We start from the raw sequence: 14,062 nt of genomic DNA on the forward strand, positions 1-14,062 counted from the left end.
CTCATCCACCCGATGAAACTTCCCGGATTTGTCACCCCTCATGGACCAAGAATATCAGCCTCTCCAAGTCGAAACGGATGCGCAGCGCTACTGGGCGGAACATGACAGCTTTGCAGTTACGGAAGATGCCAGCCGCAGCAAGTTTTACTGCTTGTCTATGTTTCCGTACCCCAGTGGTCGGTTGCACATGGGCCACGTCCGAAATTACACCATCGGCGATGTGATTGCCCGTTACCAACGGATGTTGGGGAAGAACGTCTTACAACCCATGGGTTGGGATGCCTTTGGTCTACCTGCCGAAAACGCAGCCATCAAGCATGGCGTGCCACCGGCCCAGTGGACCCGTGAAAATATCGACTACATGCGAGACCAGTTGCGCCGCTTGGGCTTCGGTTACGATTGGAGCCGCGAGTTGGCCACCTGTGAGCCCAGCTATTATCGGTGGGAACAGTGGCTGTTTCTCCGTTTATTGGACCGGGGGTTGGTCTATCGAAAAAACGCCACGGTGAATTGGGACCCGGTCGATCAAACGGTGTTAGCGAATGAGCAAGTGATCGACGGCCGAGGTTGGCGTTCCGGTGCCTTGGTGGAACGGCGGGAAATTCCCCAGTGGTTCTTGAAGATCACCGATTACGCCGATGAATTGCTGGATGATCTGGATGCCTTGGATGGCTGGCCCGACGCGGTCAGAACCATGCAGCGAAACTGGATCGGTCGCTCGGAAGGGGTAGAGCTCGAATTCGCCGTGGAAGGGCGCGATGACCACGTCACGGTCTACACCACCCGGGCCGACACGCTGATGGGCGTCACCTATCTTGCTTTGGCGCCGGAACATCCTTTGGCACTGGCCCAAGCAGCGCAGAGCCCCGAGGTGGCCGCGTTTGTGGAAGCATGCTCTCACAGCAGTGTCTCGGAAGCGGCGATTGAGAAGCTAGAGAAGGACGGTCGACCCCTTGGCTTGAATGCGATTCACCCCATCACCGGTGAGCCGGTTCCCATTTGGGTCGCAAATTTCGTGCTGATGGGCTACGGCACTGGCGCAGTGATGTCGGTACCGGCGCATGATCAACGCGACTGGGAATTCGCCCACCGTCACGGATTGGCCATTCGCCAAGTGATCGAACCCCGCTCGGGCGAAGTGGTGGATTTGACCGCCGGCGCTTACACGGATCGTGGCAAACTCGTGGATTCCGGAGAGTTTTCCGGGCTTTCCTCCGCCGATGCGATTCGGGCGATCGCGGCTCATCTCGAGGCGGCCGGCCGGGGACGTCAGCGGGTCAACTATCGCCTGCGCGATTGGGGCATTTCACGGCAGCGATACTGGGGAACGCCTATCCCCGTCATTTATTGCGATCGGTGTGGCACCATGCCGGTTCCTGACGATCAGTTGCCGGTGGAGTTGCCGCGGGACGTGACGCTGACGGGCGGCACTTCGCCCTTGCATCAGATGCCTACGTTTTTCCAAGTACCTTGCCCGGGGTGCCGCGGAGCGGCGCGGCGGGAGACCGATACCTTCGATACGTTCTTCGAATCCTCCTGGTATTTCGCGCGCTACGCCTGTCCCGATAACGATCAGGCGATGCTGGATGAACGGGCCGATTTCTGGCTGCCCGTAGACCAATACGTTGGCGGCGTCGAACACGCGATTTTGCACTTGTTGTATGCCCGCTTCTTCCAAAAACTGATGCGCGATGTGGGACTGAGCTCGGCCGATGAACCGTTCACCAACTTGTTAACTCAGGGCATGGTGCTGAAAGACGGGGCCAAAATGTCAAAGTCCAAAGGCAACACCGTGGATCCTGAGGCGCTGATTCAGCGTTTTGGAGCCGACACGGTGCGTTTGTTCACCATGTTCGCGGCGCCGCCGGAACAAAGCCTGGAATGGTCCGACAGCGCGGTGGAAGGCAGTTTCCGCTTCCTCAAGCGATTTTGGCGTTTGGTCCATGACCACGTGGACGGTGGATCCGTGGCCGCGCTGGAACCGGATAGCCTGGATGCCACGCAGAAAGCGATGCGCCGGCAAACCCACGAGACCATCGCCAAAGTGAGTGATGATGTCGGCCGCCGGTATACATTCAACACGGCGATTGCGGCGATCATGGAGCTCAGCAATGCCCTGGGACGTTTCAACGATCCCAGTCCGCAGGGCCGGGCGGTGATGCGCGAGGCGCTGGAAGCCTGCATCCGAATGTTGTCGCCCATCGTGCCCCACATCGCCCATCAGCTGTGGTTTCAATTGGGTCATCATGGTCCGGTGATCGACGAGTCCTGGCCTGCGGTGGACGAGACCGCGCTGGTGCGGGATGAAATCGAGATCGTGGTGCAGGTCAACGGCCGCTTGCGAGCTCGCATCGAGGTCTCGGCAGATGCCGATCGGGAGGCGATCCAGGCGGCCGCTCTGGCGGATGAAAATGTCATTCGGTTTATCGAAGATCAGCCGGTCAAAAAAGTGATTGTCGTGCCGGGTAAGCTGGTGAACGTTGTCGTTTGATGGCGATAGAGCGGGCTTTTTTTTACCATCGCGCCATCGTCCGGTGGGCAGCCATCGTCAGTGCCCTTTGGGTTGCCGGCTGCGGTTGGCAATTGCAAGGCCAAAGTGCGCTGCCCGCTTCGATCGAGAGCATTCAAGTTCGATCAATGACCGACCAGCGTTTGCTGGGCTACGAGATCGTCCGGCAACTGAAGGCAACTCAGGTTACGGTGGTAGACAGCACTGCGGATGCGGATGTCGTTTTGGAGATTTTGCAGGACCGGTGGGAGCAGGAACTGGTATCGGTTGGCTTGAACGGCAAGGCTCAGGAGTACGGCGTGTTGATGCGTGCCGCATTTCGGGTCTCGCGGCACGGTGAAACCGTTCTGCCGGCTCAAAATTTGGTGTTGCGACGGGTTTATATCGTTGATCCGCAAAACGAGTTATCGAATGAATGGCGGGTACTCGAATTGGTCGATACGCTCCGGGTCGATATGGCCCGGACGGTGATTCGTCGCCTGCGGGCTTTGGAGCAAGCCGATGCCGATTTCGCCCGATAAGCTGGACGGGCAACTCGCGCGGGGCTTGCCACCGGTGGTCGTTCTGGGCGGTGACGAGCCACTGTTGATTGAAGAGGCGGCCGACAGCGTTCGCCGCACGGCGCGAGAGAGGGGATATACCGAACGACAGGTCTTATTCGCGGAACCCGGTTTTGATTGGTCGATTCTGGGCGCCCAGGCGGCCACCATGTCGTTGTTCGGAGAACAACGGTTGCTGGAATTGCGCTTGCCCACCGGCAAGCCCGGAGATGCCGGCGCCAAAGCATTACTGGCCTATGCGGATCATCTGCCGGATGACACTGTTTTGCTGGTGATCTGCGGCGCTCTGGATGCCGCCGCCCGTCGGAGCAAATGGTATAAAGCGCTGGAAGCGGCGGGCGTTGCCGTTCAGGCCTGGCCGTTGGACGAGCGCCGGTTTCCTGGCTGGATTAACGCCCGGCTGGCGCGAGCAGGGTTGCGGCCGACCCCGGAAGCTTTGGGTTTGTTGGTGGAGCGAACGGAAGGCAATCTTCTGGCCGCGCGGCAGGAAGTCACCAAGCTGGCTTTGCTCTGCTCGGGTCCGGAGGTGGATGCCCAAACCGTATTGGCTGCTGTGGGCGACAGCGCGAGATATTCATTGTTCGAACTGGTGGATGCCGCGTTGTCTGGGCAGGTCCGACCGGCCATGCGGATGTTGGCGGCGTTGCGGGAGGAGGGCGTCGAGCCGCCGTTGATCCTCTGGGGGCTCACGCGGGAGTTACGGGTGATGGTCCGTGCCTCAGCGCGGGCGGATGGTGGAGTCCTGTCCGATCAGGCGTGGGGACAGCTTGGGGTGCAGCCGCGGCGAAAGGCATTGCTGGCGAAGGCCCTGCGGCGTCATCGGACGCTCGATTGGGAGTGTTTGTTGGCCTTGGCCGCCCGGGCGGACCGCGTCGCCAAAGGCGTAACACCCGGATCGGTTTGGATCGAGGTGGTAAACTTGGTTTCGGCTTTGGCCGGGGCGCAAACGCCCGCTCGAGCCGTGGCGATTGGGCGGATCTAACCGCCTGCTCGCCATAAAGGCAAGACCGTTCGTAGAACCATGACGGTCAAACAATACTGACAACACGCGTGAACTTGATGAACGATATTTCCAATGTTGCCGAGTATATGGCCAAGCTGGGACAGCAGGCCCGCCGTGCCGCCCGCGTGATCGCGGCGGCCGACACCTCGGCTAAGAATAAGGCACTATTGGCGATCGCTGAGGCGATTGAGAATGATCAGGAATCCATCCTGGCGGCCAATGGGCGAGATTTGGATACGGCCAGCGAGTCGGGGCTCAGCTCTGCACTACTCGATCGTCTGGAATTGACACCCAAGAGCGTGGCGGCGATGGCGCTGGGTGTGCGGCAAATCGCGGACCTGCCCGATCCGGTCGGTGCGGTGACCGACATGCGATTTCGTCCGTCGGGCATTCAGGTGGGGCGGATGCGGGTCCCCCTCGGGGTTATCGGGATCATCTACGAGTCGCGCCCCAACGTGACGGCCGATGCCGCCGCGCTCTGCCTGAAATCCGGGAATGCCACCATTCTTCGAGGCGGATCGGAAGCCTGTCTCTCCAATCAAGCCATCGCGGCCTGCATCCAACGGGGCTTGGCGGCGGCCGACTTGCCTGTCCAGGCGGTGCAGGTGCTTGAGACCACCGATCGAGCCGCGGTCAGCCATCTAATAGCCATGCCGGAGTCGGTGGATGTCATTATTCCGAGGGGCGGACGCGGGTTGATCGAGCGCATCAGCCGTGAAGCCCGAGTGCCGGTCATCAAGCATCTCGATGGTGTGTGCCACGTCTACATCGACGCCGACGCGGACCCGGAGAAAGCGGTGGCGGTGGCATTCAATGCCAAGACTCAGCGGTATGGTACTTGCAACACCTGTGAAACCCTGCTGGTCGCCGCCAAAATCGCGGAAGACGTCTTGCCCCGTTTGGGACAGATGTATCTCGATCGGGGCGTGGAGCTTCGGGGTTGTGATGTCACCCGGCGTCTGATTCCCGAATGCCGTCCGGCCACGGAGGAGGATTGGTTCACCGAATACCTCGGACCGATTTTGGCGATACGGGTGGTGGACGGCCTTGATATGGCCATCGATCACATCGGGCGTTACGGTTCCGGACATACCGATGCGATCGTCACGCAAGATCTGAGCTGTGCTCAACGGTTTCTTCGCGAAGTCGATTCCAGCTCTGTGATGGTGAATGCGTCAACCCGGTTCGCGGACGGCTTCGAGTACGGACTGGGTGCGGAAATCGGCATCAGCACAGATAAATTTCATGCGCGTGGCCCCGTGGGTTTGGAAGGGCTGACCTCGCAGAAATGGATTGTGCTGGGCGACGGCCATGTGCGCCAGTAGATGCGGCCGATCGGCGTTTTAGGCGGAACCTTCGATCCGATTCACGTCGGACATCTGCGTTCAGCCCTCGAGCTTTTGGAGACGCTCGATCTCGCCGAGCTGAGATTTGTGCCGGCCAAACAGCCACCGCACCGCCCGTTGCCCCGCTTGGATGGGGCAAGCCGCGCGCGTCTAATCTCGAGCGCGATTCGCAATCAGCCGGGATTCGTGCTCGATACCCGTGAGCTGTCGCGGCCGGGGCCATCCTACACGGTGGATACTTTGGCGGCGATGCGGGCGGAGGCCGGGGATCAGCCGCTTTGCCTGATTTTGGGAACCGATGCCTTTCTCGGCTTGCCTAAATGGCATCGCTGGGAAAAACTACTGGAATTAGCCCATATCATTGTTATGGGGCGGCCAGGCACGTCTTTGACTCTACCGGGTGAATTGGGCGCCGTTATGGCGGATCAACTGACAAGGGATGGACGAGAGTTGTGCGAGCGGCCGGCCGGCTGTGTTTACTGTTGGGATGGGACGCCGTTGGCGATATCCGCCACGCAGATTCGGTCTCTCATCGCGTCGGGTCGAAGCGCCCGATATTTGGTTCCAGACGAGGTTTGGAACATCATCTTGACGGAGGAAATGTATAAATCTGATGCAATTTGAAGACCTCAGACGATTGGTGGTCGACGCGCTTGAGGACATCAAGGGAGTCGACATCAAGGTCATTGATGTCCGCGGACAAACCAGCATCATGGACGGTATGGTGATCGTTAGCGGAACTTCTCATCGACACGTAAAATCCCTTGCGCAGAACGTGATTCGACGTGCCAAAGAGCACAATATTCAACCTTTCGGTGTAGAAGGCGCTGATGTGGGTGATTGGGTGCTGGTGGATTTAGGCGACATCGTCGTGCACATCATGCGACCGGAAGTTCGCAGTTTTTACAATCTGGAGAAATTGTGGGATTTGTCCTCCACCGATAAGGCTTCCGGCATCGAATCGTGACGTTTCACCCATTGTGCCACCGCCTTTGAGATGAAAATTCATATTCTGGCCGTCAGCTCACGCCAACCGTCGTGGGTCGAAGAAGGCTTCTTGGAGTTCCAGCGGCGGATGCCGCCGGCATGCCGCGTGGAACTTATCCAGATTCCGTTGGCGCGCCGCGGTCGCAACCCCGATTCCGGGCGGGCCAAGGCCGACGAGGGGCAACGCCTGTTGGCGCGGGTTCCCGAGGGCAGTCGGATCATCGCGTTGGATGAGCGTGGAGACGGGTGGACGACGGTCAAACTTTCCCGCCGATTGGCCGATTGGTTCAATGACGGTCGGGATGTCGCTTTGTTGATTGGGGGTCCGGATGGCTTGGCTGACATATGCCGTCAGCGAGCGGAAGCAGCCTGGTCATTGTCTTCGTCGACACTGCCTCATGGTTTGGTTCGGATCATCGTTGCGGAACAACTGTATCGGGCATGGACCGTGCTTGAAGGCCACCCTTACCATCGAGCATAGCCCCAAGTCGTGGCCTGCCGTCAAAAGGGAATGCGTCAAAGGAATGGGGCGCTTGATCCGGAAGGCTGAATGAAAAACCAAAATCAACTCTACCTCGCCTCCAGTTCACCACGACGCCAAGCGCTGTTGACGCAAATCGGTGTTGCCTTTGAGCGCGTGTTGGCACCGGTTGATGAAACGCCCCATATAGACGAGCCGCCGGAGATGTATGTTCGTCGCCTGGCCCAAGCGAAAGCACTGGCAGGCGCCGCCGCGGTTAATGATCCTGGGTCTGTGGTTTTAGGCGCGGACACCGCGGTAGTCATCGATGGCGACATTCTCGGAAAGCCGAAGGACCGGCATGATGCGTTGACGATGCTGGCCCGTTTGTCAGACCGCTGGCATCAGGTTTTCAGCGCGGCGGCACTCACCGATGGTCACCGAACCGAATGCCGAGTGAATGTCAGCCGCGTGCTTTTTCGAACCCTGTCGGCTGAGGAGGCCGCGGCTTATTGGTGTACCGGGGAGCCTGCAGACAAGGCCGGAGCTTACGCGATCCAGGGATTGGGCGCGGTATTTGTCGCTCGGTTGGAAGGTAGTTTTTCCGGGGTGACCGGTTTGCCTTTAATGGAGACCTGCGAGCTCTTGTCTGACTTCGGGCTGGCGAGCTCGTCGCTGGTCGTCGGTGAAATACGCAATCGAACGTGATCGGTCAAGTCAGAACAACCGCGTTGCCAGGAGACGGGCGAACCCATGAGCACTGAGATTTTAATCAACGTGACACCGGAGGAGAGTCGCGTCGCGCTGGTTGAGAACGGCTTGTTACAAGAGGTGTTTATTGAGCGCAGCGACCACCACGGGATCGTCGGCAGCCTCTATAAGGGCAAAGTTCTAAGGGTATTGCCGGGCATGCAGGCGGCATTCGTCGATATCGGCATGGAACGCAGCGCGTTTCTGCACGTGTCGGACATGCAGGAAGCCGACCGCTGGCCGACAAGCGAGGAGTTGGATATCGCATCGGATTTCCCTCATCCCGCCGCCGAGCGCTGCGAAAAGATCGAAGATTTAATTCGCGAAGGCCAAGATATCCTGGTCCAAGTCAGTAAAGATGCCATCGGTAACAAAGGCGCCCGGCTGACCACCCGCATCAGCATTCCCTCCCGCTATTTGGTGTTTATACCGGAGTCCGACCACGTGGGCGTGTCGGCCCGAATCGATGGCGAGCAGGAACGTCAGCGCTTGAAAGAGTTGGTGATGAGACACCGCACGGAAGAGCTCTTAGGTGGTTATATCGTCCGCACCGCGGGCGAGGGCGCGGACGAGCATGCCATTTTTCGCGATATGGTCCTCCTCAACCGGATTTGGCAAGCCGTCCAACAGAGCTATCGTGAAACGCCGAGCGGTGCCCGTATCCACGACGATTTACCGCTGGTCCTGCGGACACTGCGTGATCTGCTGAGTGCCGAGGTGGAACGAATTTATATCGATTCGGTCGACACCTATCGACAGGTGGGCACTTTCGTCGATGCGTTTTTGTCCGAATACACCTCCACGATTGAGCTCTATACCGGCGAGCGGCCGATATTCGACCTGTTCGGCGTCGAAGATGAAATTCAACGGGCCCTGGATCGAAAAGTTCCGCTCAAGTCGGGGGGGTATCTGGTCATCGATCAGACCGAATCCATGACCACCGTGGACGTCAACACCGGCGGCTACGTGGGCTATCGGAATTTGGAGGAGACCATATTTAAAACCAACCTGGAAGCGGCCCAGGCCATTGCGAGGCAGCTCCGGGTTAGAAATATTGGCGGAATCATTATCGTCGATTTTATCGACATGAAAGATCCGGATCATCGGCGAAAAGTTTTGAGGGTGTTTGAGGGCGCCGTGGAAAAAGATCCGGCCAAAACCAAGATTTACGACATGTCGCCCTTGGGTTTAGTGGAAATGACCCGCAAGCGCACACGTGAGAGCCTGGGGCAAATCCTGTGCGGCCCCTGCAGCGAGTGTGGCGGGCGAGGGTACACCAAATCGGTCGAGACCGTCTGCTTTGAGATTCTCCGCGAGATTTTACGGGTGGCGCACCAGCTTGAACCCCAGGAGCTATTGGTCATGGCGTCAAGCGATGTTGTTTGCCGGTTGCTGGAAGATCACCCTGCCAGACTGGCGGAACTGGAACATAGCATCGGATGTCCGATTCGGGTGCAAAGCCAGACGCCCTATCACAACGAGCAGTTCGATGTCGTGTTGATGTCATGATCCGAAACCTCCCGTCTTCTCATCAGGGCCTGGAAACGTCATGCGCTTGTTGCGGCTGAAGCATCTGGTGCCCTTGGTGTGTAGCGGCGGGTTGTTGCTGTTCGCTCTCGCCGTGGCGGGTTTTCACTATCTTTCGACCCAGGCGCCCCATTACCGAACGCACGTGGAAGCCTGGTTGGGTGAGAACATCGGTGTCCCGGTGACCATCGGAGGCATGAGTTTGAGCTGGCACCGCCTGGGTCCCGAGGTGGCGCTTTGGGACGTCACCTTGCAGCAGCCGACCGAGGGGGAGGAGTTGATCGTCGGGCGGGTCGCCGTGGGCTTCAGCCTGTTTGATCTGATCGTGGACCGCACGGTACTGCCGCAAAGTTTGGCCGTTGTCGGTGCGGACATCGAATTGGAACGGACTGCTGAAGGTCAGTGGCTGTTCGAAGGTATACCGCTCAACCCCGCAGGTACTGCCCAAATGCCGGATGGGATCGCCGTTTGGTCGTCGGTGACTTCCATTCTCCGAACCATGGGTTCCATTTCGTTCCGAAACAGCACCGTGCATCTGCGGCTGAACGACTATCCCGGCTCGGAACAACATTTCAGTGGCTTGGACATGGCACTGAGAACAACGGGGCAGCGCCACTCGCTGACCATCAGCAGCGGATTGGCCGGCATGCTGGGGCAGGACCTGTCATTGCAGGTCAAGGCCGTTGGTGATCTGGAGACGCCCACTGAGTGGTCGGGGTCTTTTTCCGCCGCGTTCGCTCAGGCCCGCCCGGGTCAATATCTCAGGCGTCTGGTCGGAGAGGCTTTTGATCTTAGCCAGAGCCGGTTTGATCTGGACATTGAAGGGGCCTGGAACGGCCCTCGGCTTGACCGGCTCGCCGTGCGCCTTGATGCGGCCGAAGTGGCCTTGCCGGCCGTGGGGTCGCTTCCTGCGGCGGAGATCGATCACTTCAAGGGTGGGTTTGTGTGGAGCCCCACACGTGACGGCTGGGCGTTGAGCGGCCGGAACATCGACGTGGCGTTGAACGGGGATGGTTGGACCAACGATCACCTGCGCGTGGAATGGTCCCAGGGATCCGGACCGCCCCGACTAACCGTCGATGCGCAATTTTTCCGCTTGCAAGACCTGTTGCGGCTGGCGGACTGTGTCCCCAGCGGTACGAAGTACCGTGTCACTTTGCCCACCGATGCCATACGGGCGTTTGCCCCTGTCGGTGATTTTTCCGACCTTAAGCTGGTTTATCAGCCCGTTGGAGATACCCCGTGGCAGGGGGTTCGCGTGAGTGCACGTTTTGCCAACGCAGGCTGGAATGCGTCCGGTCGAATTCCGGGCGCTGACAACCTCAGCGGCATGGTGGAATTTGATGCGGGGCGTGGGCGCGCCCGTCTCCTCGGCGAGAATGTGGATTTCTATTACCCCCACCTGTTTACCGAACCTTGGCCGAGTCTGATCGTCGATGCCGCTCTTGCGTTTCGCCCCCTGGAGCGCGGTTGGCATATCGAGGCCGAGATTCCGCGGCTTGCCAACAGCGATTTGGATACGGCGGGACGGTTTACCGCCGAGTTGGTCAGCGGCCGCCGTCCAGTGTTGGATATCGAAGCGCAATTTCAAAATGGCAACGGTGCCAGTGTCTCGCGTTATCTGCCCCAACGTGGACTGCCACCGCGGACCAGGAAATGGTTACAGCAGGCCATTTTGGACGGGCAAATCGTGAGCGGCGAGATGGTGTTGCGGGGCGACATGTCCCGGTTTCCGTTCCGGAACGGCGAGGGTGAATTCCGGGTGGAAGCCGGTATTGAAAACGGCGCCTTGGAGGTCCATCCAGACTGGCCATTGTTCAACCAAATCGATGGCATTCTCCGCTTTCAGGGCCCCGGCTTGAACATCGACGTGCACCGGGCCGATGTCAATAATCTGTCCATCAACCAAGCGCGGGTCGAAATCGAAAATTTAAAAAATGCCGTGTTGGTGGCGGAGGGCCAAGCGTCAGGTGACAACAGCGAGGCTTTGCGTTTTCTGCGCGCCTCGCCGATCGGTCGATCCGTCAAAGAACTCCTGACAGGACTGGACGGTAAAGGCTCGACCGAGGTGACCTTGCGATTGGACATGCCTTTGAAAAAGGTCAGCGATGTGGCGGTGAAAGGTCGTGTCGATTGGCGAGGCGCTCGTTTCGACAAACCTGCGTGGAATTTGAGCCTGGCGGATGTGACGGGGCGTTTATTGTTCACTGAGCAGCGATTCGACGCCGACCGAATCACCGCGAGCCTGGATGGGGTTCCGGTGGAGATCGATGTGCAACCCATTGATCGCAATCTTCGAACCGAGGGCGTTTGGCCGACCCGCGTTTCGGCACGCGGACGGGTGGCTGCCGAAACCCTTCGTCGTCACGTTCCGGGGCTGAATCCACAGCTCGTCTTGGGTGAAACGGATTGGCAGGGACAGCTGGACATTTGGCCGGCCGGTGGTGTTCAGTGGCTCGCGACCTCGGATTTGGTCGGTTTTGATGTGGCCTGGCCCCGCTACCTGGCCAAACCAGCGGATGATGTCCGGGCTTTTCGCATCGAAGGTCGCCATCTAGGCGAGACGCAAACGGTCGCGTTTGACTATGGCACCCAAGTGGCCGGGGACTTGCGGCTGGTGCGCAACACGGGTAAATGGCGCTTGGCCGGCGGTGATGTTGCGTTGGGAGAACCCGCGGTGACTGACGGAACCGCCGAGGGTGTTTCCATACGCGGTCGTATTCCGCAGTTCTCCGTTACGGAATGGATGAACGTGTTCGAGTCAGATATCGAACCGAGTTCGATCCGTTGGCCGTCGTGGCTGGCGTGGATGGATGTCCGCATCGATCGGTTGGACGGTATCGGGCCGCCGCAAGAAGGCGTCAGGCTTAAACTTGGCCAGCAGGACCGGGCTGCGGTACTTGAAATTGTTTCACCGCTCATGAATGGTCGGGTGGTTCTGCCGCCGGATCAGGGGGGTGAGCCGTGGCGGATCGATCTTGACCGATTGAATTTATCCTGGGTTTCCAGTGGGCCGCCGAAGCAATCGGGTGTCGGTATGGTCGCCGGTCCGAGTTTTGATCCCCGTGTGCTCCCGCCGATCCAGCTTCGCTGCGACGATCTGAATATTATGGATTTGCCGTTGGGCGAAATGGCGTTGGATATTCGTCCCGTCGAGAAGGGCATCGAGATCGAGCGGTTGGCCATTCGTGGAACGAAATTAAATACCGACGCGGCTGGCCAGTGGATCCATGAAGAGGCCGGCGAATCGACTCAGTTGACGATCAGTACAACCAGTGATGACCCGCGTCGCGCCACTCGGCATCTGGGTTATCCCGGCGTGTTGGATGCAGCGTCCTTTACCATGACGGCCAATCTGCGGTGGCTGGGGGCGCCTTGGGTGGTGTCTGGAAGAAACGTCGGTGGCGAGATACAAATCGACGCGAAGGACGGATACCTATATGTGCAGGAAGCCGATTTACGGGCCAGTATGTTTTTAGGCCTATTCAGCTTATATACCATTCCCCGCCGTCTCTATCGCGATTTCGGCGATGTATTCCGACCCAGCATGCCGTTTTCGAATATCCATGGTGAGTTCCAGATTCGTGACCAGGAGCTGGTCATGGAATCGCTCAAACTGGAAGGACCGGCCGCCGACGTGGCGATTACCGGAAAAACACATTTGGTTGACCTGACCTTTGATCAGGAGATCTTGGTTCAACCCAGTTTGTCCGCCAGTCTCGCGTTGGCCTCGGCGGTAGCTGGAACGGTTGCGGGTGGACCGCTGGTGGGGGCCGCGATGCTCTTAGGGCAACAATTGGTGCGGTGGCCCGTTGGTGACATGGTGGAAATTCGCTATCAGCTAACAGGCGACTGGCGTGATCCGATATTGGAGCGTATCGAAGGACCGTTTAACCTCCCTGATGCGTCGTAGCTGACCCGTGACTCCGGTTAGGAAAATCCGGTCGAATGGTGGTACTTTGCATCATGGGCATATTTGTTGCTTAACGATTTTCGCATGATGTTCACCAAGATAAGGGTTTGCGAGAGTTCAATCGCGCCGGGATAACTACGCTTTGCCACCTCGTGTGGTCCTAAAAATAGGAGAATGCAATGCCTCGGGTTGCCGCCCTCCAAATGGCGTCGGGGCCGAACCTGCAAGCGAATCTACTGGAGGCAGACCGATTGCTTGCAGTGGCGCGTGAGTCGGGAGCGGTGCTGGCCGTGCTGCCGGAGAACTTCGCCTTCATGGGGCTCAAAGAGGCCGACAAACTGGACGTTGCGGAAGCCGATGGGGATGGTCCCATACAACGTGCTTTGAGCCGCGCAGCGGCCCGTGAAGGCTTGTGGATTGTCGGTGGCACGATTCCGCTTCGTACGGAGGTGCCCGGCAAAGTGGCACCGGCATGTTTGGTTTTCGATTCAAACGGCAGGCGAGTGGCTCGCTTCGACAAAATCCACCTATTTGATGTCGATATCGACGATAGTCAGGAGCGTTATCGGGAGTCCGCTACCCTGCATCCGGGCGGGGAGGTGGTGGTCTTGGATACGCCCGTGGGTCGCATGGGGCTCGCCGTTTGTTACGATTTGCGATTCCCGGAATTGTTTCGCCAGGCGGCTGAACAAGGTGCCCAGGTGTTTGCGGTTCCGGCCGCCTTTACGCAGGTAACCGGGCGCGCTCATTGGGAAATTCTGACCCGGGCACGCGCAATTGAAAACCTTGCGTACTTGGTTGCGGCCGCCCAAGGCGGCTACCACGTGAACGGTCGTGAGACATATGGCCACAGCATGATCATCGACCCCTGGGGGACGGTGCTCGATCGACTTCCCCGTGGCAGCGGAGTTGTTTGTGCGGAAGTTTCTGCCGAACATGTCGACGCATTGCGTCGACGTTTCCCTGCTTTAAGCCATCGGCGTCTTGGATAAGCCAAGTGCCTGAAC

General features: G+C 58.9%; 11 protein-coding genes. All 11 read left to right on the top strand.

Annotation, left to right across the window (positions count from 1 at the left end):
* Nucleotides 1-40: 40 nt before the first annotated feature.
* Entirely contained in the window at nucleotides 41-2,491 is a 2,451-nt protein-coding gene (gene leuS, locus SVU69_08340) for a leucine--tRNA ligase (GenBank protein ID MDY6943008.1), read from the top strand.
* Entirely contained in the window at nucleotides 2,491-3,030 is a 540-nt protein-coding gene (locus SVU69_08345; GenBank protein MDY6943009.1) for a hypothetical protein, read from the top strand. The genes leuS and SVU69_08345 overlap by 1 nt, the downstream gene beginning before the upstream one ends.
* Entirely contained in the window at nucleotides 3,011-4,051 is a 1,041-nt protein-coding gene (holA, locus tag SVU69_08350; protein MDY6943010.1) for a DNA polymerase III subunit delta, read from the top strand. Before SVU69_08345 ends, holA begins: the two co-directional genes overlap by 20 nt.
* A gap of 77 nt (nucleotides 4,052-4,128) precedes the next feature.
* A complete protein-coding gene (locus tag SVU69_08355; protein MDY6943011.1) occupies nucleotides 4,129-5,397 on the top strand; it encodes a glutamate-5-semialdehyde dehydrogenase in 1,269 nt (422 codons plus the stop codon).
* Nucleotides 5,398-6,042, top strand: a complete 645-nt coding sequence (gene nadD, locus SVU69_08360; protein ID MDY6943012.1) for a nicotinate-nucleotide adenylyltransferase — start codon at nucleotides 5,398-5,400, stop codon at nucleotides 6,040-6,042. It abuts the gene before it with no gap.
* Nucleotides 6,032-6,385: a ribosome silencing factor gene (gene rsfS / locus SVU69_08365; protein ID MDY6943013.1), complete on the top strand. Its 354-nt coding sequence runs from the start codon at nucleotides 6,032-6,034 to the stop codon at nucleotides 6,383-6,385. The genes nadD and rsfS overlap by 11 nt, the downstream gene beginning before the upstream one ends.
* Nucleotides 6,386-6,415: 30 nt before the next feature.
* Nucleotides 6,416-6,886, top strand: a complete 471-nt coding sequence (gene rlmH / locus SVU69_08370; protein ID MDY6943014.1) for a 23S rRNA (pseudouridine(1915)-N(3))-methyltransferase RlmH — start codon at nucleotides 6,416-6,418, stop codon at nucleotides 6,884-6,886.
* Between the two features lie 69 nt (nucleotides 6,887-6,955).
* Entirely contained in the window at nucleotides 6,956-7,573 is a 618-nt protein-coding gene (locus SVU69_08375; GenBank protein ID MDY6943015.1) for a Maf family protein, read from the top strand.
* Nucleotides 7,574-7,618: 45 nt separating this feature from the next.
* Complete coding sequence (rng, locus tag SVU69_08380) at nucleotides 7,619-9,124, top strand: ribonuclease G (protein MDY6943016.1); 1,506 nt, start codon at nucleotides 7,619-7,621, stop codon at nucleotides 9,122-9,124.
* 40 nt (nucleotides 9,125-9,164) lie between these two features.
* Entirely contained in the window at nucleotides 9,165-13,055 is a 3,891-nt protein-coding gene (locus SVU69_08385) for a YhdP family protein (protein MDY6943017.1), read from the top strand.
* Between the two features lie 179 nt (nucleotides 13,056-13,234).
* Nucleotides 13,235-14,047 (top strand): carbon-nitrogen hydrolase family protein, encoded by an 813-nt coding sequence (locus SVU69_08390; GenBank protein ID MDY6943018.1) that lies wholly within the window; start codon nucleotides 13,235-13,237, stop codon nucleotides 14,045-14,047.
* Nucleotides 14,048-14,062: the final 15 nt, after the last annotated feature.

Source organism: Pseudomonadota bacterium, from assembly GCA_034189865.1.
Taxonomy (GTDB): domain Bacteria; phylum Pseudomonadota; class Gammaproteobacteria; order UBA5335; family UBA5335; genus JAXHTV01.